Here is a 23,265-nt window from a genome sequence, read left to right on the forward strand (position 1 = left end):
CATCAGTCGGCCAGGGCCGAGGCCAGCTCGGCCACGGCCCTGGCATCGTCGATCTGGCCGTTGAAGTGGCGCGTGACCACGTCATAGATGGCGTTCTTGGCCGATGCGGCCGTCGCATGGCCCAGCGCAATGGAGCCCAGCATGCTGCGCCGGCCATCGGCCTCGGCCACGTCGCGGATGGCCTTTTTGCCGCATTCGTCGAAGGCCGTATCCGCCACGTCCAGGCGCGCAGGCGCCGCACCCTTGACGACATTGAACGCCGACTGAAAGGCCGGCTCCATGATGGCGGCCGCCAGCTTGCGCTGAGCGGCCGCCTTGCCCGCGTCGGACAGCCTGAACATCACGAACTGGTCGGTACTGAAGGCCACCATGCCCTGGGTGCCCGGGAAGCGATAGCAGGCAAAGTCCTTGCCGGGCTGCTTGCCGGCGTTGAGGAACTCGCCCTTGGCCCAGTCGCCCATGATCTGGAAGCCCGCCTTGCCGGCGATGACCATGCCCGAGGCCACGTTCCAGTCGCGCCCCGAAAAATCCTTGTCCACCAGGCTGCGGATCTGCGCCATGCGCTGGAATACCTTGCGCGTGGTCGCCGACCGGATGGTGGCCGGATCGCGCTCGATGAAGGCCTTGCGGTAGTAGTCGGCGCCGCCCGTGGACAGGGCCACGCTGTCGAATACGATGGCCTCCTGCCAGGGCTGGCCGCCATGGGCGATGGCGATGAAGCCGGCCTGGCGCACCTTGCGCGCCGCCGCGATGAATTCGTCAAAGCTCGCTGGCTCGGCCGTCACGCCCGCCTGGGCCAGCACCTGCCGGTTGGCCCACAGCCAGTTGGTCGAATGGATGTTGACCGGCGCCGCGATCCAGCGGCCCTGGTAGCGCGAGAATTTCTGCACCTCCTGCGGCACGCTCTTGTCCCAGCCCTCGCGCGCGGCCAGGGCATCCAGGTCGGCGACCACGCCCTGGCCGCCCCAGTCCAGGATGTCGAAGCCCAGCATCTGCACCGCCGTGGGCGGGTTGCCCGAGGTCACGCGGGCGCGCACCGCCGTCATGGCCGCCTCGCCGCCGCCACCGGCCACGGGCATGTCGTTCCAGCGCACGCCCTGCTTTTCCAGCCCGCTCTTGAGCAGGTTCAGCGCGGCGGCCTCGCCGCCAGCGGTCCACCAGTGCAGGACCTCGACGCTCTGCCCGGCCATGGCGGCCGGCGGTGTGGCAAGGGCCATGGCCATCGCCATGGCAGTCAGTGGCCGCTTCATGCCGTGTCTCCTTCGTGGATGGGCAGATACCAGTGGCTGCGCGCACCCAGGTGCATGTGCAGGGTCTTGGCCTGGGTGTAGTCCTCGGCGGCACGGCGGCCCAGCTCTCGGCCCAGGCCGCTTTGGCGGTAGCCGCCGAAAGGCAGCTCGGCATGGCCTTCGAGGAAGGTATTGACCCAGACCGTGCCGGCCTTGATGCGCCGCGCCGCCGCCAGGCAGGTGCTGAAGTCACGGCTCCAGACGGCGGCCGAGAGGCCGTAGAGCGTGGCGTTGGCCAGGTCGATCGCATCGTCCAGGTCCTCGAAGACCAGCACCGCGAGCACGGGCCCGAAGACCTCCTGCCTGGCAATGGCCATGTTCGGCGTCACGCCGGCCAGCACCGTGGGCTCCACATACAGGCCCGGGCGCGCCATGCGGCCGCCGCCCAGCACCACGCGGGCGCCGGCCTGGCGCGCGGCCTCGATGTGGGTAAGGATGGCGTCCAGCTGGCGCTGCGTGGTGATGGCGCCCACCTGCACGCCCTGGTCCAGCGGATCGCCCACGCGCACCTGCCGAGCGCGCTCGGCCACGGCGACCACGAAGCGCTCGGCGATGGCCGCCTGCACCAGCACGCGGCTGCCGCTGTTGCAGCACTGGCCGGCATTGAAGTGCATGCCCAGCACCGTGGCATCGACGGCCGCCTCGAAGTCGCAGTCGGCAAAGACGATCTGGGGGTTCTTGCCGCCCAGCTCCAGAGACAGCTTCTTGAGCGTCTGCGCCGATGCTGCAGCCACCTTCCGGCCTGTTTCCGTGGAGCCCGTGAAGGACAGCATGTCGATGTCCGGGTGCGCGGCCAGGACCTCTCCGACAGCGCCACCGCCGCCTGGCAGGATGTTGACGGCACCGGGCGGCAGGCCGGCGTTCATGAGGATCTCGCCCAGCATCAGCGTGGTGGCCGATGTTTCCTCGGCCGGCTTGACCACGGCCGTGCAGCCGGCGGCCAGCGCAAAGGGCAGCTTCTGGCTGACGATGAGCAGGGGAAAGTTCCAGGGCGTGACGATACCGACCACGCCCAGCGGCTCGCGCAGCACCACACCCAGCGTCTGCTCGCCCAGCGTGTCGTAGCTGTCGCCATGCAGGTTGCGCGCCAGTGCGGCGGCGTAGTGCCACAGGTCGGCCGCCGCGCCCACCTCGTCCAGCGACTGGGCCAGCGGCTTGCCGGTCTCCAGCGTCTCCATACGCGCCAATTCCTGCCTGCGGTCCAGCAGGCATTCGGCCACGGCACGCAGCACGCTGGCGCGCTGCGCACCCTTCATGCGGGGCCAGGGCCCGTGGTCCGCAGCGCGGCGTGCTGCGGCAATGGCACGCGCGGCATCGGCCCGCCCGGCCCGCGCATGGATGCTGGCCACGGTGCCGTGGGCCGGGGAGCGGCGCTCCAGCGTCGCGCCGTCGGCCGCATCGGCCCAGGCGCCATCGATGAGCAGCCGGCCATGGAACGGGGGCCTGTGGATGAGGCCGGCCATGGCCCCTGCATTCACTGCAGGTGCATGGGCTGGAGGCGGGTTCGCGGCAGTCATGGTGGCGGTCTCCTTGGGTGGTTCAGGGGGCAAGGGCGGGACGGCGAATCGGCAGGTCGGCAGGTCGGCAGGTCGGCGCAGATTCAGCGGCCCAGGTAGCGCGGCACGCGCTTTTCCTTGAAGCTGAGCAGGCCTTCGGCTGCATCGGCCGTGCTCGCGGCCAGGGCTGCGGCCATGGCTTCCAGTGCGGCGGGTGCGTCTTCGCCGGCGGCGGCATTGATCAGTTGCTTGGTCAGCTGCAGTGCCACGGGCGCCTGGCCTGCCATGTCGTGGGCCAACGCAGCAGCGCGCAGGCCCAGTTCGCTGGCCGGCACCCGTTCATGCACCAGCCCGCAGGCCAGCGCCTGATCGGCGGACAGCCGCACGCCGCCCAGGGCCAGGTACTTCGCGTGGCCGGGGCCGATCAGCCGCACCAGCCGCTGCGAGCCGGACCAGCCGGGACAGGTGGCGATCGATGCCTCTGGCAGCGCGAACTGCGCCGTATCGACGGCGATGCGCACATCGCTGGTGATGGCCAGCTCCAGCCCGCCGCCGAACGCATGGCCGTTGAGCGCCGCAATCACGGGCTGGCGCAGCCGCGCCCACCGGTCGAACACCTGGTGGCCGCGGCGCACCCACTGCCGCCACATGTCCAGCGGCTGCAGCGCGGCCCAGGCATGGATGTCGGCGCCCGCGCAAAAGGCTCTGTCGCCACGGCCGGTCAGCACCACGGCACGGATGGCGCCATCGGCCTCGATCTCGCGCGCCATGTGCTCCAGTGCGTCGAGCATGCAGGGGGTCAGCGCGTTGAGCCTTGTGGGCCGGTCTATCGTGACCTGGGCCACGGGGCCCTGGCGCACCAGTTGAACCAGGGTCTCAGCCACGGCGGACCTCCCGGGCCTGCAGGGCCAGGCCAAAGGGCGCATCGTGGAACAGGCGCTCATCCATTCGCCGCAGGTCGGGCGCCACCTGCAGCGCCATGCCGGCCTGCTCCAGCACATCGCGCTGCAGGTCCACGCCGGGCGCGATCTCGCGCACGACCAGTCCCTGGTCTTCGAGGTCGATGACGCAGCGCTCGGTCACATAGCGCACCCGCTGCCCGCGCTGGCGCCCGACCAGGCCGCTGAAGCTGATGTGCTCGGCCGTGCCGACGAACTTGCGCGTGCCGCCCTCCTCGAGGATGTCCAGCCGCCCGTCTCCCACGCGCAGCCTGGCGCCGGCCGTGAAAAGTCCGCAGAAGACGATGCGCCGCGCATGGGCCGTGATATCCACAAAGCCGCCGCAGCCGGCCGTCAGATAGGGCCTGGCGCCCAGCCGCGAGACATTGACGCTGCCATCGCCATCCACCTGCAGGAAGGACAGCAGCGTCACATCGAAGCCCCCGCCCTGGAAATAGGTGAACTGCTGGGGCGAGGCCACGATGGCATCGGCATTGGCCGCGCAGCCAAAGGCAAAGCCCAGCAGCGGCATGCCGCCGACGGCGCCCTGCTCTATCACCCAGGTCACCTCGCCATGCAGGCCCTCTTCGAGCAGGATGCGCGGCACATTGGCCGCAATGCCAAAGCCCAGGTTGGCGGCATGCCCGTGCGCCAGCTCCATGGCGGCGCGGCGCGCAATCACCTTCTCGGGCCCCCAGGCCTGGGGCTCGAAGCCGGACAGCGGTTGCGCAACCTCTCCGCTGATGGCCGGGTCGTACACCGTCTGCGTGGTCTGCCACTGATCGGCATCGACCACCACATGGTCCACCAGATGGCAGGGGACGCGGACATCGTGCGGCCTCAGGTGGCCGGCCCTGACGATGCGCTTGACCTGGGCAATGACGATCCCACCGTTGTTGCGTGCGGCCATCGCCTGCTCCAGCGCGCCCAGCAGCGCGCCTTCGTGCTCATAGCCCAGGTTGCCGCGCTCATCGGCCGTGGTGGCGCGCAGGACGGTCACGTCGGGTGCCACAGCGGGAAAGAACAGCCAGTCGCGCCCGTCGAAATGCTGCAGGCGCACTACCGGATGGCGGCTGGCCGGCTCGTTCATCGCGCAGCCCTGCTGTGCGGGATCGACAAAGGTGCCCATGCCCGCCTGGGTCAGCACGCCCGGGCGCCGCGCAGCCGCCTCGCGGTGCATGTCGAACAGGATGCCGCTGGGGATGTTGTAGGCCTGGATCTGGTTGTCCACCACCATGCGCCAGATCGCAGGCATGGGCAGCGAGGACGGGCCGCTGGGATACGAGCCGGCCAGGACACGCGACAGCAGCCCGGGCCGGGCCAGATGGTCCATTCCCTTGATGCCGTACATATCGCCGGCCGCAATCGGGTGCAGCGTGGTCAGGTTGCGCGGAGCACCCTCGCGTTCGAAGCGCTCGCCAATGGCGGCCAGCACCTTGTCGGGGCAGCCCAGCCCGCTGGACGAGCTCACGCTGACGATGTCGCCGTCGCGCAGCAAGGCTGCAGCCTGTGCGGCGGTGATGTGCTTGCTCATGCGGCTGCCCCCCGTTCCCGTGCAAGGGGATTGGCTATGGGCACGGCCCGGCCCGTGCGGCAGGCCTGGGCCATGGCCACCGCCGCCGCCAGCGAGCGCACGCCGTCCTCGCCGGTGGCGGCAGGCAGGCCTTCGCCACGCAGCGCGGCGCAGAACGCGGCCACCCCATGCGCGTAGAGACCGTGGTGCTCCACGGCAATGGCCTGCTCGCCGGCCCCATTGCGCAGCAGCACCTCGCCGCCCGGCCGCTGCGTCATCACATCGCGCCCGATGAGCGAGCCCGAGGTGCCATGGATTTCGATGCCGGTTCCCGCATGCGCCACGGTGAATGCCGCATGCAGTTGCGCCAGCACGCCGTTGTCCAACCGCAGCACGGCCATCACGCCGTCCGCCACGCCGTTGCGGGACAGCGGTCCTTGCTGCTCCAGCGCCACCGCCTCCACCGGCTCAGCCCCCAGGATGAAGCGCAGCGCATCCACGTCATGCACGCCGATGTCGAGGATCACGCCACCGGCCTCGGGCCGCTCCAGCCGCCAGCCCTGCACAGAGGGCGGCAGCTCGATGGCGTGGAAGACGCGCGCAAACAGCGGCTGGCCCACGGCGCCATCGCGCACCAGCTCGCGCATCCTGCGGTGCGTTGCCGCGTTGCGCAGGTGGTGGTTGGTGCCCAGCACCACGCCTGCGGCCCGACATGCCCTCACCATGTCCAGCGCCTGCTGCACGGTCAGCGCCAATGGCTTCTCGCATAGGACATGCTTGCCGGCCGCTGCCGCAGCAAGGACCTGGGCGTGGCGCAGTTCGTTGTCGGAGCTGACGTAGACCACCTGGACTGACGGGTCGGCCAGCATGGCGGGCACCGAGTCGTAGGCGCAGGCAATGCCCTGCTCGGCAGCAAACTGCGCCGCGCGCTTTGCACTGCGGCTGGCGACCGCCGCCACCGTATGCCCGCGCTGCGCGCGGATGGCACCGATCATGTGATCGGCAGCAATGGTGCTGGCCCCTATCAATCCCCAACCGACCTCGCTCATGATCTCCCTCCATGTATTGATAATTTCTATTGGAACTTTCTAATTGATTATTGGAACGTTCCAAAAGAAGATCAAGCACAATCGCGCCGACCCAGGGAAAACACCGAACCATGATGAACAAGCCCCCTTCCGTGCGCGCCGTGACCATCCTTGACGTGGCGGCTGCGGCCCAGGTCTCCAAATCAACGGTGTCGCTGGTGCTCAAGGGCAGCCCCCTGATTCCGGCCGAGACATCGGAGCGCGTGCGTGCAGCGGCAGCGCAGCTCGGCTACGTCTACAACCGCCGCGCCGGAGAGCTGCGGCGCCAGTCGTCCAACATGGTCGGTGTCGTGATCAACGACCTGATGAATCCCTTCTTTGCCGAGGTGCTGGCGGGGCTGGAGCGCAGGCTGGCCGATGCCGGCTTCATCACGCTCATGGCCCACACCAGCGAAAGCCTGGAGCGCCAGCAAAAAGTGCTGACCACCATGCGCGAGCACAACGCGGCAGGCATTGCGCTGTGCCCGGCGCTGGACACGCCGGCCTCGCTGGCGCAGGACCTGCAGTCATGGGGCATTCCCCTGGTGGTCATGATCCGCACGCTGGGCGAGGGAAGCTACGACTTCGCAGGCGCCGACAACGCCCATGGCGTGGCGGCGGCCACGCGCCACCTGCTGGCGGCCGGGCATCGCCGCATCGGTTTTCTGGGAGGGCTGGACGGCCTGATGCTGGAGCAGCGCCTGAGCGGCTGCAGGGCCGCCTTTGCCGATGCGGGCCTGGCTTTCGATGAAGATCTGGTTTTCTCCGCCAGCCCCACGCGCACGGGAGGGCATGACGCCATGCGCAGCCTGCTGGCCGCGCAGCCAGCCATCAAGGCGGCCATCTGCTACAACGATCTGGTGGCCTTTGGCGCACTGTCTGCCCTGGACGAAAACGGACTGCGCGCAGGCAAAGACTTCGCGCTCATGGGCTTCGACAACGTGTTCGATGCCGCGCATTCCCATCCCCCCCTGAGCACGGTGGACGTGCGCCCCGCCGAGCTTGGCGAACAGGCTGCCACCTTGCTGCTGGCACGCATGGCCCATCCGGGCCAGCCCCGCCAGCAGTTGTTGGCCAGGCCCAAGCTGGTGCTGCGCCAGTCAGCCTGAAGACCGCGGCGCGGTCGGAACTGGCCCGGATACCGACTGGCTCCACCGCGCTGAGCGGGATGCGCTCCAGCCTGCCGGCTTTTGATGAACCAAGCTCATGGTTTCATGAAATAAGACCACTTTACTTCATCGATTGCCGTCCATAACATCCGCACCTATTGCTTGCCCGCAGTTTTCGGCAAGGGCATGAATCAGGTCGCAGATCACAATGAACCAAGAACTCAGCTTCCATCTCAAGCGCATTCGTTTCGATGAAGACTATCAACCATCGGACAGCACGCGCATTACCACCAACTTTGCCAATCTGGCCCGTGGCGATTGCCGGCAGCAGAACCTGCGCAACACGCTGAGGATGATTGACAACCGCTTCAACGACCTGGCTCACTGGGACAATCCCACGGGAGATCGCTACTCGGTGGAGCTCGAGATCATCTCGGTCGAAATGGGAATTGGCGCCAGAAACGGCCTTGGTGCGTTTCCGTTGATCGAGATATTGAAGACCAGCATCCTCGACAAGAAGAACCACAAGCGCATAGACGGCATCGCAGGGAACAATTTCTCCTCCTACGTGCGCGACTACGATTTCAGCGTTGTGCTTGCGCAGTACAACGCCAACCGATCCGAATTCGGCACCCCCGATGATTTTGGCGACTTGCATGGAAAGCTGTTCAGGCAATTTTCCAGTTCAGGCACCTACAGGCAGCACTTCGACAAGCCGCCCGTCATCTGTATCAGCGTGTCCACCAGCAAGACCTACCAGCGCACCGGAAACCGGCACCCCATACTGGGCATCGAGTATCGGCAGAGCGAGTTCTCCTCGACCGACCGGTATTTCGAGAAGATGGGAATGCAGGTTCGCTTCTTCATGCCTCCAAATGGCGTTGCGCCACTGGCCTTCTACTTTCACGGCGACCTGCTGAACGACTATACGAATATCGAGCTGATCGGCACGATCAGCACCATGGAGACCTTCCAGAAGATTTATCGCCCCGAAATCTACAACGCGAATTCTGCAGCCGGGATGCTCTATCAACCCAGCCTGAAGAATCACGATTACTCGTCGACGCAGATTGTCTATGACCGGGAAGAGCGCAGCCAGTTGGCTGTCAAGCAGGGCAAGTTTGCAGAGCAGCACTTCATCAAGCCGTACAAGAATGTGCTTGAGCAATGGGCTGCCGATTTCGCCCTGTAGCCACCCGCCGCCATGCCTGCCATGGCACCCAATCCGTGGCGGGCCGGGAAAACCGTCCCGGAGCACGCCCGCCATACCCCTGTTTGATTTGAAGGAATTCCCAGATGTTCGAAACCTCGATCGCCGGCAGCCTGCCCAAGCCCGCCTGGCTGGCTGAAACCAACAAGCTCTGGCCCCAGTGGAAGGCCGAAGGCGATGCGCTTCGCCAGGCCAAGGCCGATGCAACCCTGCTGTGGATCAAGGCCCAGGAAGACGCAGGCCTGGACATCGTGTGCGACGGCGAGCAGTCGCGCCAGCACTTCGTGCACGGCTTCCTGGAGCAGGTCGAGGGCATCGACTTCGAGAACAAGGTGAAGATGGGCATCCGCGACAACCGCTACGACGCGATGGTGCCGCAGGTGGTGTCGGCCCTGCGCCTGAAGGGCCGCGTGCATGCCTTCGAGGCGCAACTGGCACGCGCGCACACCAGGAAGAAGCTGAAGTTCACGCTGCCCGGCCCCATGACCATCGTCGACACCGTGGCGGACCGCTTCTATGGCGACAGGGTGAAGATGGCCTTCGCCTTCGCCGAGCTGCTCAACCAGGAGGCCCTGGCGCTGCAGGCCGACGGCGTGGACATCATCCAGTTCGACGAGCCCGCCTTCAACGTCTACATGAAGGACGCCGCCGACTGGGGCGTGCAGGCGCTGGAACGTGCGGCGCAGGGCCTGACCTGCACGACGGCCGTGCATATCTGCTACGGCTACGGGATCAAGGCCAATACGGACTGGAAAAGCACCCTGGGCGATGAATGGCGCCAGTACGAGACGGTGTTCCCCGCGCTGGCCAAGAGCCGCATCGACCAGGTGAGCCTGGAGTGCATCCACTCCCACGTGCCGCCCGACCTGATGAGGCTGCTGGCCGGCAAGGACGTGATGGTCGGCGTGATCGACGTGGCCAGCGACGTGGTCGAGACCCCCGAAGAGGTGGCCGACACCATCGGCCGGGCGCTGGAGTTCGTGCCGAAGGAGCGGCTGTTCCCCTGCACGAACTGCGGCCTCGCACCCATGGGCCGCGACGTGGCGTGGCGCAAGCTGCAAGCGCTGGCAGAAGGCACGCGGCTGGCAAAGGAGCGGTTGGCCGCTGCGTAAGTCGCGCCCGGCCGCCACGCCGGGCTACCCAGGGCTGCGATGGATCTGCAATGCGGCAGAACAAAAACCCCAGCGCACCCTGCATCAAAGGGCTTGTTCGTCCGGACCGGGCCAGCCCCGCCAGCCATTGCTGGCTGCACGTCGGCTGGTACAGCGGGCGAGCCTGAGTCAACCTGGGCCAGCCGTGCCGCCCACCATCTCCCGCACCCAGCCCGGCAGCTCGACGGCCTTCTGCCTGGGAAAGTCCACCCAGATGACGGTGCCGCCACCGGCCGCGCAGATCACGCCGGGTTCGGAGACGCGTTCCATGGTTCCCCAGGTCTCGAAGGTGGTGCGGCCGGGGTCGCTGACGTACATCTTGAGCAGTACTTCGTCGGGATAGGCCAGCTGCTGGTGGAAGTTGCAGAACGCATTGACGATGACCGGCCCCTGCCCGCCCGGCGTAGGCGCCATGCCCGCTTCAACCATCCAGTCGATGCGGGCAGTCTCCAGATAGCGGAAGTACATGGCGTTGTTGACATGGCCCATGGCGTCCATGTCGCCCCAGCGCACTTTGAATCGCATCTCGTGAACCCATTTTTTATATTCTGGAATCTCTATGCGCATGCCTGCAGTCTCCTTGTTGTAGCGCCACCGCAAGGCACCATGCCCCGCAGCCCCCGGTCACTGTGCAGCAGGGCGGATTCCCGCGCTGTCACCTATCAGCAACGACGGGGTCCACGCACGTCATAGAATCCACCGCATTGCGGCTTTTGCGCTGCAACCGAACAAACGTTCGGTCTGCCGACCATCCTGTTTTTCAATATCCAAGCGAGACACCCCGATGACGAACGAAGAAATCCTGGCCCAGTACGGGCCGCGCGAAGCCATGGAATACGACGTGGTGGTGGTCGGCGGCGGCCCCGGCGGGCTGGCCACGGCCATCCGCCTCAAGCAGCTGGCGGCCGAAAAAGGCCAGGATGTCTCCGTCGTCGTGCTGGAAAAGGGGTCGGAACCCGGTGCCCACATCCTGTCGGGCGCCATCATGGACCCGCGTGCGCTGACCGAGCTGATCCCTGACTGGAAGGAAAAGGGCGCGCCCCTGACCCAGCCCGTCACCGATGACGCCATGGTCTTCCTGGGCGAGAAATCCGCCCTGCGCACGCCCAACTTCCTGCTGCCGGCCTGCTTCCAGAACCATGGCAACTACATCGTTCGCCTGGGCTACGTGGTCAAGTGGCTGGGCGAGCAGGCCGAGGCACTGGGCGTTGAAATCTTCCCGGGCTTTGCTGCCGCCGAGGTGCTCTACAACGAGGACGGTTCGGTCAAGGGCGTGGCCACCGGCAACATGGGCATCGGCAAGGACGGCGAGCCCACGGGCGAGTTCCAGCTGGGCATGGAGCTGCACGCCAAGTACACGATCTTTGCCGAAGGCTCACGCGGCCACCTGGGCAAGCAGATCATCGCCAAGTACCAGCTGGACGCCGGCAAGGACCCGCAAAGCTACGGCCTGGGCATCAAGGAGCTGTGGGAAATCGACCCGGCACGCCACAAGCCCGGCTTCGTGATGCACACGGCCGGCTGGCCCATGGACAGCAAGACCTACGGCGGCGCCTTCCTCTACCACCTGGACGACAACAAGGTCACGCTGGGCTTCATCACGGGCCTGGACTATGCCAACCCCTACCTGAGCCCCTTCGAGGAATTCCAGCGCTGGAAGACCCATCCCAACATCCGCTACTACCTGGAAGGCGACGAGTCCAAGGGCATCAAGCCGGCCAAGCGCCTGGGCTACGGCGCGCGCGCCATCACGGCCGGCGGCCTGCTGTCCCTGCCCAAGTTCGTGTTCCCGGGCGGCGCGCTCGTGGGCTGCGACGCAGGTTTTCTGAACGTCAGCCGCATCAAGGGCAGCCATGCCGCCATCAAGACCGGCATGCTGGCCGCCGAGGCCGCCTATGACGCCATCGTCGCGGGCCGCCAGGGTGACGAGCTGGGCGCCTATGTCCAGGCCTTCGAGAACAGCTGGCTGTACGAAGAGCTGAACAAGTCGCGCAACTTCAAGGCCTGGTTCAAGAAGGGCCTGACCACAGCCACGCTGATGAACGGCATCGAGCAGTTCGTGCTCAAGGGCAACATCCCCTGGACGCTGCACCGCGACAAGCCCGACCACGCCTACCTGAAGCCGGCGGCCGAGTGCAAGCCCATCGACTACCCCAAGCCCGATGGCAAGCTGACCTTCGATCGCCTGTCCAGCGTCTTCATCAGCAACACCAACCACGCCGAAGACCAGCCCGCCCACCTGACGCTCAAGGACGCCTCGGTGCCCGTGGCCATCAACCTGGCCAAGTACGCAGGCCCCGAGCAGCGCTACTGCCCGGCCGGCGTCTATGAGTTCGTGGACGATACGGCCCAGGGCGGCAAGCGCCTGCAGATCAACGCCCAGAACTGCGTGCACTGCAAGACCTGCGACATCAAGGACCCCACGCAGAACATCGTCTGGGTCACGCCCGAAGGCGGCGGAGGGCCGAACTACGCGGGCATGTGATCCGCGCGCCACACCGGCCCTTCTCTGAAGCCTGCCCAAGCCTGCTTGTGCAGGCTTTTTCTTTGAGCCTCGTCAAAGCAACATCGGTGCAGAAAGCATAGAAGGCCATCCGAAATGCCATCGCACGCAATAAAAATGCACGGCAAAGCCAAAAACAGGCCCTTGAAGACGCAAACCTGCATCGCCAAACCTGTCCAAGACGCATGAAAAAGTTGCACCTAGGGCATTCCCCGCAGATTTCATGCCAATTTTTAGATACAAACCTATAGGTGAAAACCGGGTCGTCCAAACGCCAAGGCGTACAGGGCGGCTGCAGTAGACTTTGCCGCGAAGCGCCGCGACCGTCCTGTGCGGCCTTCTGCTGAGCAAACAGGAACAACCACAAGCACGTTGGAGATACACGTATGAAGCACTTGTCTTGGGCGCCCCTGGGCGCGCTGGCCCTGGCAATTTCCGCCATTGCGGGCGGCGCCCACGCCGCTGACGAGAAGTCGGTCGCAGTGACCGCCATCGTCGAGCATCCTGCACTCGACGCCGTGCGCGACGGCGTGCAGGCCGCGCTCAAGGAAGCAGGCTACGAAGCCGGCAAGAACCTCAAGTGGCAGTACCAGAGTGCCCAGGGCAACACCGGCACGGCCGCGCAGATCGCTCGCAAGTTCGTGGGCGACAAGCCTGATGCCATCGTCGCCATCGCCACGCCCTCGGCCCAGGCCGTGGTCGCCGCCACCAAGTCCGTGCCCGTGGTGTTCTCCGCCGTGACCGACCCCGTGGCCGCCAAGCTGGTGCCCAGCTGGGAGCCTTCCAAGAACAACGTGACCGGCGTGTCCGACCTGCTGGCCCTGGACAAGCAGATGGAGCTGGTCAAGCAGGTCGTGCCCAACGCCAAGCGCGTGGGCATGGTCTACAACCCCGGCGAGGCCAACTCCGCCGTGGTCGTCAAGGAACTCAAGACCCTGCTGCCCAAGCTGGGCATGACCCTGGTGGAAGCCGCCGCTCCCCGCTCCGTGGACGTCAGCAGCGCTGCGCGCAGCCTGGTCGGCAAGGTCGATGTGATCTATACCAACACCGACAACAACGTGGTCTCGGCCTACGAGTCGCTGGTCAAGGTCGGCCAGGACGCCAAGATCCCGCTGGTGGCCTCGGACACCGACTCCGTCAAGCGCGGCGCCGTGGCTGCCCTGGGCATCAACTACCGCGATCTGGGCGAGCAGACCGGCCGCATGGTGGTGCGCATCCTCAAGGGCGAGAAGCCCGGCGACCTCAAGACCGAAGTCAGCACCAAGATGGAGCTGTTCGTGAATCCGGGCGCCGCCGAAAAGCAAGGCGTCAAGCTGTCCGACGCACTGGTCAAGTCGGCCGCCCAGGTGATCAAGTAATACCCGGGGTTTGCCTGCCCGGGACCAACCCGGGCAGTGCGCCCACGGTGGCAGGCGCCATGGCAACATGGCCCTGCCCTTTTTTTAAGTCGTTTTCCGTTCCCACGCGCCTGTCGCTCTTCCTATGTCCCTCTTTTCATTGCTCGGTGCCGTCGAGATCGGCCTGATCTTCAGCCTGGTGGCGCTGGGCGTCTTCATCTCGTTCAGACTGCTGCGCTTTCCCGACCTCACGGTGGACGGCAGCTTTCCGCTGGGCGGCGCCGTCTGCGCCATCCTGATTTCCACGGGCACCAATCCCTGGCTGGCCACGCTGGCCGGCACGGCCGCTGGCGCCGTCGCGGGCCTGATCACGGGCTGGCTCAATGTGCGCCTGAAGATCATGGACCTGCTGGCCTCCATCCTGATGATGATCGGGCTGTATTCGGTCAACCTGCGCATCATGGGCGGCCCCAACGTGCCGCTGATCAACGAGACCACGCTGTTCACCCTGCTGCAGCCCGACAGCGTGGCCGACTATGTGATGCGCCCGCTGATCCTGTTCGTCATCGTCGTGCTGGCCAAGCTGGGCCTGGACTGGTTCTTCGCCACCGAGCGGGGCCTGGCCATCCGCGCCACGGGCTCCAACGCCCGCATGGCACGCTCGCAGGGCGTGAACACCGGCGCCATGATCCTGCTGGGCATGGCGATCTCCAACGGCCTGGTCGGCCTGGCCGGCGCGTTGTTCGTGCAGACCCAGGGCGGCTCGGACATTTCCATGGGCATCGGCACCATCGTCATCGGCCTGGCTGCCGTGATCGTGGGCGAGTCCATCCTGCCCTCGCGCCGCATCGTCTGGGCCACGCTGGCCGTGGTGGTGGGCGCCATCGTGTACCGCTTCTTCATTGCAGCGGCCCTCAACAGCGATTTCATCGGCCTCAAGGCCCAGGATCTGAACCTTGTCACCGCGCTGCTGGTGACCGTCGCCCTGGTGATCCCCCAACTGAAGCGCAAATTTGCGCAAAGGAAATGACACCCCCTGAGCGGCTATGCCGCTTCCCCCTCTCTACTCGCTGCGCGAGGGAGGGGAACGACGCCTTCGCTGCGGGGCGGTGCGGCCGGCCTAGGCCCTTGCTAGGCGTCCCTGAGTTTGGACCGCGTCAGTTCAAGCACCACGCCTTGAGCGACTGAACGAAGAAATACCGGAGATTGCACTCATGCTGAGCGCACAACAACTCGAAATCACCTTCAACCCCGGCACGCCCATCGAAACGCGGGCGCTGCGCGGCATGTCGCTGGACATTCCCGACGGCCAGTTCGTCACCGTCATCGGCTCCAACGGCGCCGGCAAGTCCACCTTCCTGAACGCCGTCTCGGGCGACCTGTCCGTGGACAAGGGCCGCATCGAGATCGCCGGCCAGGACATGACGCGCCTGCCCGTGTGGGCACGTTCCGAGCGCGTGGCCCGCGTCTTCCAGGACCCCATGGCGGGCACCTGCGAGGACCTGACCATCGAGGAAAACATGGCCCTGGCCCAGCGCCGCGGCACCTTCCGCCGCCTGAGCCGCGCCGTCAAGGCCGAGATGCGCGACAACTTCCGCGAGCGCCTGTCCATCCTGGGCCTGGGCCTGGAAAACCGCCTGACCGACCGCATCGGCCTGCTCTCTGGCGGCCAGCGCCAGGCCGTGAGCCTGCTGATGGCGGCGCTGCAGCCTTCGCGCATCCTGCTGCTGGACGAGCACACCGCCGCGCTCGACCCGCGCACGGCCGACTTCGTGCTGCAGCTGACGGCGCGCATCGTCTCCGAGGCCAAGCTCACCACCATGATGGTCACCCACAGCATGCGCCAGGCGCTGGACGTGGGCGAGCGCACGGTGATGCTGCACCAGGGCCAGGTCGTGCTCGACGTCAGCGGCGAGGAACGCGCCCGCATGGACGTGCCCGACCTGCTGCAAATGTTCGAGAAGGTGCGCGGCGAAAAGCTGGCAGACGACGCGCTGCTGCTGGGCTGAACGCCCCGCACTCCAGGAAACAAGGGGCGCTGCGGCGCCCTTTGTTCATGGGATGGCTACGGGCTGGCTAAACCCACACGTCGTTCAACGCCGTCCTCTCGCCGCCTTCCTCCCCGGTGTTCAGCACACCGCGCGGCTCGATCAGCATGAGGCGGGCTTCCCGCTCGGCGCTGGGCCTGTGCTCCGTGCCTTTGGGGACCACGTAGAGCTCGCCCTGGCGCAGCAGCACATGGCCATCACGGAAGTCGATGCGCAGCTCGCCGTCCAGCACCAGGAAGGCTTCATCCGTTTCGGCATGCGAGTGCCAGATGAACTCGCCCTGCACGCGCACGATCTTGAACTGGTAGTCGTTCATTTCGGCAACGACGCGGGGGCTCCACTGGCCGGTGAAGCGGCTGAATTTGTCGGGGAAGTTGATGGCCTCGCAGGGGCGGTTTTCAACGGGGAACGTCATGGGCAGACCTTATGAAAGCGTGTGAAGCCTCCATGCTAGGAAGCGCCTTCCCTGCGGTCTTGCACGATCGTGCAGCTCAGGCCGCGCCCAGGCGCCTGAGCCAGCGTGCGGGCGGCACGCCATAGGCCATGGCGAACTGGCGTGCCATGTGGCTCTGGTCGAAGAAGCCGGCCTGCAGTGCGGCATCGGCCACGCCCTGCCCCGCCAGCAGCAGGCGCCGCACGGTGTCCAGCCGGCGCATGGTCAGGTAGCGGTAGGGGCTGGTGCCGTAGAGCGCGCGGAAATCCCGGCACAATCGCCAGCGGTCCAGGCCGCTGGCCTGGGACAGCGCCTCCAGGGTTACGCCCTGCTCCAGCGAATCATGGATGCAGGCGCGGGCGCGCTCCACGGCCACCAGGTCCGGCAGACGCCTGAGCTTGCGCCGACCGGCCACGGCCTCCAGGGCCAGCGCCAGGTCGTAGAGGGCATCGTCGCGTGCCAGCGGCTCAAGGTCCTCGCCCAGGCATTGCAGCAAGGGCAGCAGCGCAGCCTTGAGCCGGGGATCAGCCGAAAGTCCTCCCTCGACGAAAGGCAAGGGCCTGCCGCCCAGCACCTGCTGGATCAGGGCCGGCTCCACATAGACCATGCGGTAGCGAAAGCCCGCGTCGGTGCCCGCGTGGCCGTCATGCAATTCATCGGGATGCAGCACCATGGCACCGCCCGGCAGGCTGTGCCGCTGGCTGCGGCGGTAGGCAAAGCTCTGCACGCCGGACAGCGTCAGGCCCAGCGCGTAGGTGTCGTGCCTGTGGGGCGCGTAGCCGTGCCCGCCGAAGTAGGCCTCGATGCGCTCCAGGCCTGCGCCCAGCAGCGAATGCCGGACCCAGTCGCTGGAGATGCTCGTTTCTGCCATGTGGGTTGGTGGTGAGGGGTGTGCAAAGCAGCCGCAGATGGTAACTGCGGGCCAGTGACCTCAAGGCGAGCAGGCAGGCTGCTCCGCGCCCGGCACGGCCTGAATTGCCGGTGCGCGGCGCATGGCCGCCGACACCACCCACCCCAGCAGCGCGATCAGCGCGGCACCCCATTCGGCCTGCTGCAGCCCCCGGGCGGTGGCCTCGCGCAGCGCAACGGGCGCCGTGAGTCCAGCCAGCGGCGCGGTGGCCACCATGACCAGCAGGGCCAGCCCCAGCGCCGCGCCCACCTGCTGGGCCGTGGCCGCAATGCCCGAGGCCACGCCCTGCTGCGCAGCCGCCACGCCCTGGCCGGCCACCACCCACATGGCGGTCCAGCACGCGCCCTGGCCCAGGCTGAGCACCACGAAGCCCGGCACAAGCCAGACATAGCTGCCGCCCAGCGGCAGCGCCCAGGCCATATAGGCCAGGCCGAGGGTGCCTGCGGCCCAGCCCCCCATCAGCACGGCGCGCGGCGTGGAGCGGTGCAGCCAGTGTTCGGCCCAGCGGATGCCCAGCGTGCAGACCGCCGTGGGCAGCAGGAAGGCCAGGCCGGCCTGCAGCGGGCTCCAGCCGTAGATCTGCTGGAAATACAGCGCCAGAAAGTAGTACTGCACGCCAAAGCTGCTCATGAAGATCATGGTCAGCAGCATGGCCGAGCGCAGGCTGGGCACGCGCAGCAGGGACAGCGGCATCAGCGGCGAGGCGATGCGCGCCTCGATGCGCCAGAACAGGACCAGCGCCGCCATGGCCACGGCCAGCGTCCCCAGCGTGGCGGCGCTGGCAAAGCCCCATTCAGGGCCTTGCACCAGGGCCGTCACCAGCAGGCTGCTGCCCACGGTCACGCTCAGGCAGCCGGCCAGATCGAAGCCCTGGCCCGGTGCGGCACGCCCGGTACGGGCCGAGGGCGGCAGAAAGCGCAGCGCCGCCATGGCACACGGCCAGGCCACGGGCACCAGCACCCACAGCACCCAGTTCCAGCCCAGCGTCTGCGTGAGCACGCCGCCCAGCAGCGCGCCGGCCGCCAGCCCGCCGGCCGACGCCATGCTCCACACGGCCAGGGCGCGGTTGCGCTCGGGCCCGGCCGCATACAAGGTATTGATCAGCGACAGCGTGGCCGGAAACAGCAACGCCCCTGCCACGCCCTGCCCTGCGCGGCCCAGCACCAGTTGCCAGGGCTGGGAGGCGAAGCCGCCGACCAGCGAGGCCAGGCCGAACAGCGCCATCCCCGCCACATACATGCGCCGCTTGCCCAGCAGGTCCGCACAGCGCCCGCCCAGCAGCAGGCAGCCGCCAAAGGCCACGCTGTAGGCACTGACCACCCATTGCAGGTGGTGCGCATCCATCTGCAGCTGCTGGCCCATGGCGTCGAGCGCGACGAAGACGATGGTGGCATCCAGCGCAATCAGCAACTGGGACAGGGACAGCAGCGCCAGCGCGGCGCGCGAGTGGCGCAGGGCGCCAGCGGGGGAGTCGTTCACAAGCATGGGAGCGATCCTAATTAATGCATTTCTGAAGATAAACATCAGATATTCATCTTTCTTATGCAAAATCGAATCAATCAAACATGCCATCGCCATGGACCTCAACGCCGTTCAATTGCTCATCAAGGTGGCCGAAAGCCGCAGCTTCACCCAGGCGGCAAGCCTGCTGGGAACCAGCCAGTCCCGCATATCGCGCGCCGTGGCGCAGCTGGAGAAAGACCTGGGCACGCGGCTGCTGCACCGCAATACGCGCAGCGTGTCGCTCACGCCAGACGGCTGCGCGCTGGTGGACCGCTGCGCCCCGCTGATCGCCGGGCTGGAGGAGGCGCGCCAGCTGGTCAGCGACCGGCGCTGCGCGCCCAGCGGCGTGCTGCGCATGACGGCGCCGTCCATGCTGGGCCGCATCGTGCTGGTGCCGCTGCTGGGGCAGTTGCTGCGCGAGCATCCGCAATTGCAGATCGACACCAGCTTCACCGACCGCATGGTGGACATGGTGGAAGAAGGCTTTGACGCGGCCGTGCGCATCGGCCCGCTGGCAGACAGCCGCATGATCGCCCGCGCCCTGCCGCCGCTGCGCTGGGTGACCGTGGCCTCGCCCGCCTACCTGGCGGCGCGCGGCACGCCGCAGACGCTGCAGGAGCTGGCGCAGCACAGCTGCATGGCCGTCTACAACCACTACCTGGGCCGGCGCGTGCCCTGGCAGTTCCTGGCGGGCAATGGCGAGATGCTGGACTGGCCTGCGCCGCAGACCGTGACCTTCGACAGCGGCGACCCGCTGGTGGAAGGCTCGCTGGGCGGCCTGGGCGTGGCCCAGGTCATGGAGTTCGCGGTGCGCGAGCACCTGCAGGCGGGCAGGCTGGTGCGGCTGCTGCCCCAGCACGAAGGCCGCGCCCGCGAGCTGTCCCTGGTCTACCCGCGCACGCGCCAGGCTTCGCCGCGCATCAAGGCACTGGCACAACTGCTGCTGGCGCAGACACAGTGGTGAGGCGGCAGCGGCCAGCCGAGCTGGCGTGGCGCCGCACACACAGTGGGTGCTGATTCAGATCGGCTTATGCGGGTGAAGGGAGATTAAACTGCTGCCTTTCCACGATGGCTGCGTTCTCGGACAATCACGCCTTTTCGTGGTGCATGCACCTTGATGGGGCCGCGACAGCGCGGCTCTTTTGTTTTTACCTGTTTTGCATTCCTGCCCCCGCGCCGGCCAGCGGCCACGCGGGATCTGATCCAACCATCGACACATCCATGGCAGCAGACAACTCCAAGAACGCCGCTCCCACCGCACTCAGGCGCGAACTCAAGGCGCGGCATCTGTCCATGATCGCCATCGGCGGCTCCATCGGCACCGGCCTCTTCGTTGCCTCGGGCGCCACCATCTCGCAGGCCGGCCCCGGCGGCGCCCTGCTGGCCTACATGATCGTGGGCCTGATGGTCTACTTCCTCATGACCAGCCTCGGCGAAATGGCCGCGAACCTGCCCGTCTCGGGCTCGTTCGCCACCTACGGCGCGCGCTACGTGGACGAAGGCTTCGGCTTCGCGCTGGGCTGGAACTACTGGTACAACTGGGCCGTCACCATTGCCGTGGACCTGGTGGCCGCCCAGCTGGTCATGGCCTACTGGTTCCCCGACGGCAACGGCATGCTGTGGAGCGCCCTGTTCCTGGCCATCATGTTCGGCCTCAACGCCATCTCGGTCAAAGGCTTCGGCGAGGCCGAGTACTGGTTCGCCGCCATCAAGGTGACCACCGTCATCCTCTTCATCGGCGTGGGCGTGCTCATGATCCTGGGCATCGTGCGGGGCGGCGCGCCTGAAGGCATCTGGGGCAACTTTGCCCTGTGGAGCCAGGGCGATGCGCCCTTTGCAGGCGGTTTCTCGGCGCTGATCGGCGTAGCCATGATCGTGGGCTTTTCCTTCCAGGGCACGGAGCTGATCGGCATTGCCGCTGGCGAATCCGAGAACCCCGCCAAGAACGTGCCCCGCGCCGTGCGCCAGGTGTTCTGGCGCATTTTGCTGTTCTACGTCCTGGCCATCCTGGTCATCAGCCTGCTGATCCCCTACACCGATCCGCAACTGCTCAAGAACGACCTGGGCGACATCAGCGTCAGCCCCTTCACCCTGGTCTTCGAGCGCGCGGGCCTGCTGTCGGCCGCCGCCGTGATGAACGCCGTGGTGCTGACCTCGGTGCTGTCGGCCGGCAACTCGGGCATGTACGCCTCCACACGCATGCTCTACACCCTGGCCTGCCAGCGCATGGCGCCGCGCATGTTCTCGTACGTCAACAAGCGCGGCGTGCCCACGATGGCCCTGCTGGCCACCACGGTCGTGGCTGCGCTGTGCTTTCTGACCAACATCTTCAGCCCCCAGCTGGTCTACATCTGGCTGCTGAATCTGTCGGGCATGACGGGCTTCATCGCCTGGCTGGGCATCGCCATCAGCCACTACCGCTTCCGCAAGGGCTACGAGGCCCAGGGCCTGGACCTGAACCGGCTGCCCTACCGTGCATCGTGGTTCCCGTTCGGCCCCATCTTCGCCTTCGTGCTGTGCATGGTGATCACGCTGGGCCAGAACTACGAGGCCTTCATGGCAGACCGCATCGACTGGACCGGCGTGGTCGCCACCTATATCGGCCTGCCGTTGTTCCTGCTGATCTGGGGCGGCTACCGCCTGGTCAAGGGCACGCACATCGTGAAGTACAAGGACATGCAGCTGGGCTCCAACGTCGACTGACGCCCTCCCAGTCCCCATGAAAACAGCCCGCAGATGCGGGCTGTCGTCTTTCAGGCATCGGCCGACCACACGGCCAGCTCGTAGCCGTCCGGATCGGTGAAGTGGAACCTGCGGCCCCCCGGGAACGCGAACACCGCGCGGCTGATCACGGCACCGGCCGCTTCCACGCGGCGCTGCGCCTCGGCCAGATCGTCGGCGTAGAGGATGACCAGCGGGCCGCCGGGCCGCACCTCCTCGCCCGTGGTGAAGCCGCCCGTCAGCCGGCCGTCGCTGAACTCGGTGTAGCTCGGCCCGTAGTCTGTGAAGGTCCAGCCGAAGGCCTCGCCGTAGAACGCCTTGCTGCGTGCGATGTCGGCCACGTTGAATTCGATGTTGTCGATCTGGTGGTTGTTGCCCCTGATGCCCATGTGATGCTCCATTGAATGTCGGTAGGCCGCCATCATCGGCCACGCAGGGGCATGGCATCTTGAACAAAACGGCCAGCCGGGCCGCTCAATCCAGCAGTTGCTGCAAGGCAGCGCGGGGCGTGATGCCGCACAGCGCCCTCACCTCGCGCGACAGATGCGCCTGGTCCGCATAGCCGGCCTCCGCCGCCAGGGCCGCAAGACCTGCCTGCCGGTCAGACCGTGCCAGGGCCAGCAGGCGCTGAAAGCGCAGCACGCGCTCCAACGTCTTGGGGCCGTAGCCAAACTGCGCGTGGCACAGGCGGCGCAGGCTGCGCTCGGACATGCTCAGCTGCGCGCGCATGGCGGCCAGCACACCGGATTCGTCCCGCCCGGCTGCAGCCGCCACACCGAACAGCTGCATGGCCTGCCGGTCGGGCTCCGGGGCGTCGCGGCCCATTTGCACCAGTCCATGGATGAACACGGCCTGCCCTGCGCCCGGCTGCGCATCGTTGATGCGATGCACCCACTCGCGCGCGCGCGGCCCCAGCAGATCGCCCAGTTCCACCGCCTGCCCCACGATCTCGTCCATGGGCAGGCCCAGCCAGGCGCTGGCCGCACCGGGGCCGAAGCGCGCCCCCCATACCTCGGACCCCGGCACGAGCGCGGGCCGCGCAGCCACCCTGTCAGGCCCCACGGCCAGCAGCTGCCCGCCTTTGCAGACGATGTCCACGCAGCCATCGGGCACCACGAGAAAGCCGCCGGCATAGTCCGAGGCCACGGTGCTGCTCCACAGGCACTGGAAGTGCGGCTGCAAGGCGGGCGGCGGGGAGTGTTCGCGGTAGGGAGCGGGCGGCGGCGCCTGGCCAGAAGGCATGGACTTCAGACCCCCAGCGGCAGGTCCGCCTTCTTCAGCGTGCGCAGCACAAAGCTGGACTGGCTGTGGCGTATGCCCTTGATCTTGTAGAGCTTCTCGCGCAGCAGGCGCTCGTAGTCGCGCGTGTCCTTGACGACGACGCGCAGCAGGTAGTCGTACTCGCCCGAGACCAGATGCGCCTCCACCACCTCGGGAATGGTCGCCAGCATCTCGCCGAATTTCTCCAGCGTGTTGTCCGAATGGCTGTCCAGCGTGACCTGCACCAGCACCGTATCGCCCAGGCCCAGCGCCAGCGGGTTCAGGCGCACGGTATAGCCCTCGATCACCCCCGCCTCTTCCAGCTTCTTGATGCGTGCCCAGCAGGGCGAAGCGCTCAGGCCCACGGCGGCGCCGATTTCCTGCAGGCTGGCGCGCGCGTTGGCCTGCAGGGCGGAAAGAATCTTTCTGTCGAGGATGTCCATGGCCGGCAATCTACTGCAAAACAGGCAGGCGCAGAATAATTTTCTGTAGCAACGCCTGTTTTGAAGAAATAAAGCAGCATTTTCTGAGACCAGACGCGCACACTTGTCTGCATGGGAGCACGCTTACCGGCGCAGCAAAACCATTCACCCAGCCCCGCCGACTACCGCCAGCGCCCGGATGCGTGATCCCCTCAGGAACCCGTTACAGGCCGCCCCGCTTATCCGCAGTGGGGCGGCCTGTTGCATTGGGGCACCCGGCAGGCATCCGCAGACACCCGGCAGCGCTTTCCCGCAACGGCGGCCGGTGCACAATGCCTCCCGCAAACGTGCACGC

General features: G+C 66.8%; 21 protein-coding genes. 9 read left to right on the forward strand and 12 right to left on the reverse strand.

Translation table 11 applies throughout. From position 1 onward, the window contains the following. Positions 1-2 precede the first annotated feature (2 nt). From PO605_RS19625 to PO605_RS19645, 5 genes are all read right to left on the reverse strand, one after another. A complete protein-coding gene (locus PO605_RS19625; RefSeq protein ID WP_047468896.1) occupies positions 3-1,250 on the reverse strand; it encodes an ABC transporter substrate-binding protein in 1,248 nt (415 codons plus the stop codon). Beyond that, positions 1,247-2,806 (reverse strand): aldehyde dehydrogenase family protein, encoded by a 1,560-nt coding sequence (locus tag PO605_RS19630; RefSeq protein ID WP_272206769.1) that lies wholly within the window; start codon positions 2,804-2,806, stop codon positions 1,247-1,249. The genes PO605_RS19625 and PO605_RS19630 overlap by 4 nt, the downstream gene beginning before the upstream one ends. Positions 2,807-2,889: 83 nt before the next feature. After that, positions 2,890-3,669 carry an enoyl-CoA hydratase/isomerase family protein gene (locus tag PO605_RS19635; protein ID WP_047473902.1) on the reverse strand — a complete coding sequence of 260 codons (780 nt, stop codon included), beginning with the start codon at positions 3,667-3,669 and terminating at the stop codon, positions 2,890-2,892. Beyond that, entirely contained in the window at positions 3,662-5,257 is a 1,596-nt protein-coding gene (locus PO605_RS19640; protein ID WP_046985419.1) for an acyl CoA:acetate/3-ketoacid CoA transferase, read from the reverse strand. The genes PO605_RS19635 and PO605_RS19640 overlap by 8 nt, the downstream gene beginning before the upstream one ends. Next, complete coding sequence (locus tag PO605_RS19645) at positions 5,254-6,285, reverse strand: Gfo/Idh/MocA family protein (RefSeq protein WP_047473901.1); 1,032 nt, start codon at positions 6,283-6,285, stop codon at positions 5,254-5,256. The genes PO605_RS19640 and PO605_RS19645 overlap by 4 nt, the downstream gene beginning before the upstream one ends. Positions 6,286-6,395: 110 nt before the next feature. Here PO605_RS19645 and PO605_RS19650 point away from each other — a divergent pair, with 110 nt between their 5' ends. The 3 genes from PO605_RS19650 to PO605_RS19660 all read left to right on the forward strand — a co-directional run bounded on the left by PO605_RS19650 (position 6,396) and on the right by PO605_RS19660 (position 9,734). Further along, positions 6,396-7,412, forward strand: a complete 1,017-nt coding sequence (locus tag PO605_RS19650) for a LacI family DNA-binding transcriptional regulator (RefSeq protein WP_017404855.1) — start codon at positions 6,396-6,398, stop codon at positions 7,410-7,412. Positions 7,413-7,620: 208 nt separating this feature from the next. Continuing rightward, positions 7,621-8,604: a DUF1852 domain-containing protein gene (locus PO605_RS19655; protein WP_034366714.1), complete on the forward strand. Its 984-nt coding sequence runs from the start codon at positions 7,621-7,623 to the stop codon at positions 8,602-8,604. Positions 8,605-8,708: 104 nt separating this feature from the next. After that, positions 8,709-9,734: a methionine synthase gene (locus tag PO605_RS19660; RefSeq protein ID WP_017404854.1), complete on the forward strand. Its 1,026-nt coding sequence runs from the start codon at positions 8,709-8,711 to the stop codon at positions 9,732-9,734. 168 nt (positions 9,735-9,902) lie between these two features. On the opposite strand, the gene PO605_RS19665 is transcribed toward PO605_RS19660, so the two are convergent. Further along, a complete protein-coding gene (locus tag PO605_RS19665) occupies positions 9,903-10,340 on the reverse strand; it encodes an acyl-CoA thioesterase (RefSeq protein WP_016446312.1) in 438 nt (145 codons plus the stop codon). A 217-nt stretch (positions 10,341-10,557) separates the two neighbouring features. On the opposite strand from PO605_RS19665, the gene PO605_RS19670 reads away from it, so the two are divergent. From PO605_RS19670 to PO605_RS19685, 4 genes are all read left to right on the forward strand, one after another. After that, positions 10,558-12,258, forward strand: coding sequence for an electron transfer flavoprotein-ubiquinone oxidoreductase (locus PO605_RS19670; RefSeq protein ID WP_016446313.1), 1,701 nt, complete (start codon positions 10,558-10,560; stop codon positions 12,256-12,258). 404 nt (positions 12,259-12,662) lie between these two features. Continuing rightward, positions 12,663-13,634 carry an ABC transporter substrate-binding protein gene (locus tag PO605_RS19675; RefSeq protein ID WP_047473900.1) on the forward strand — a complete coding sequence of 324 codons (972 nt, stop codon included), beginning with the start codon at positions 12,663-12,665 and terminating at the stop codon, positions 13,632-13,634. 124 nt (positions 13,635-13,758) lie between these two features. Next, positions 13,759-14,643 carry an ABC transporter permease gene (locus PO605_RS19680; protein WP_016446315.1) on the forward strand — a complete coding sequence of 295 codons (885 nt, stop codon included), beginning with the start codon at positions 13,759-13,761 and terminating at the stop codon, positions 14,641-14,643. Positions 14,644-14,827: 184 nt separating this feature from the next. Continuing rightward, positions 14,828-15,622 carry an ABC transporter ATP-binding protein gene (locus PO605_RS19685; RefSeq protein ID WP_016446316.1) on the forward strand — a complete coding sequence of 265 codons (795 nt, stop codon included), beginning with the start codon at positions 14,828-14,830 and terminating at the stop codon, positions 15,620-15,622. A gap of 67 nt (positions 15,623-15,689) precedes the next feature. Here PO605_RS19685 and PO605_RS19690 read toward each other — a convergent pair whose 3' ends face one another. The 3 genes from PO605_RS19690 to PO605_RS19700 form a co-directional block, all read right to left on the reverse strand. Then, on the reverse strand, positions 15,690-16,076 hold the full coding sequence (locus PO605_RS19690; RefSeq protein WP_016446317.1) for a cupin domain-containing protein: 387 nt from the start codon (positions 16,074-16,076) through the stop codon (positions 15,690-15,692). 76 nt (positions 16,077-16,152) lie between these two features. Next, positions 16,153-16,965 (reverse strand): AraC family transcriptional regulator, encoded by an 813-nt coding sequence (locus PO605_RS19695; RefSeq protein ID WP_047473899.1) that lies wholly within the window; start codon positions 16,963-16,965, stop codon positions 16,153-16,155. Positions 16,966-17,025: 60 nt separating this feature from the next. Further along, positions 17,026-18,489 carry an MFS transporter gene (locus PO605_RS19700; RefSeq protein ID WP_272206770.1) on the reverse strand — a complete coding sequence of 488 codons (1,464 nt, stop codon included), beginning with the start codon at positions 18,487-18,489 and terminating at the stop codon, positions 17,026-17,028. A 91-nt stretch (positions 18,490-18,580) separates the two neighbouring features. Between PO605_RS19700 and PO605_RS19705 the strand changes: the two genes are divergently transcribed. Further along, positions 18,581-19,471 carry a LysR family transcriptional regulator gene (locus PO605_RS19705; RefSeq protein WP_016446320.1) on the forward strand — a complete coding sequence of 297 codons (891 nt, stop codon included), beginning with the start codon at positions 18,581-18,583 and terminating at the stop codon, positions 19,469-19,471. Positions 19,472-19,728: 257 nt separating this feature from the next. Continuing rightward, positions 19,729-21,210: an amino acid permease gene (locus PO605_RS19710; RefSeq protein WP_047216913.1), complete on the forward strand. Its 1,482-nt coding sequence runs from the start codon at positions 19,729-19,731 to the stop codon at positions 21,208-21,210. Between the two features lie 50 nt (positions 21,211-21,260). Here PO605_RS19710 and PO605_RS19715 read toward each other — a convergent pair whose 3' ends face one another. The 3 genes from PO605_RS19715 to PO605_RS19725 form a co-directional block, all read right to left on the reverse strand. Beyond that, positions 21,261-21,617 (reverse strand): VOC family protein, encoded by a 357-nt coding sequence (locus PO605_RS19715; protein WP_016446322.1) that lies wholly within the window; start codon positions 21,615-21,617, stop codon positions 21,261-21,263. Positions 21,618-21,702: 85 nt separating this feature from the next. Then, complete coding sequence (locus tag PO605_RS19720; protein WP_047472919.1) at positions 21,703-22,470, reverse strand: helix-turn-helix domain-containing protein; 768 nt, start codon at positions 22,468-22,470, stop codon at positions 21,703-21,705. A gap of 5 nt (positions 22,471-22,475) precedes the next feature. Further along, positions 22,476-22,931 (reverse strand): Lrp/AsnC family transcriptional regulator, encoded by a 456-nt coding sequence (locus tag PO605_RS19725; protein WP_012206124.1) that lies wholly within the window; start codon positions 22,929-22,931, stop codon positions 22,476-22,478. Positions 22,932-23,265: the final 334 nt, after the last annotated feature.

The organism is Delftia sp. DT-2 (assembly GCF_028401915.1).
Lineage (GTDB): Bacteria > Pseudomonadota > Gammaproteobacteria > Burkholderiales > Burkholderiaceae_C > Comamonas > Comamonas tsuruhatensis.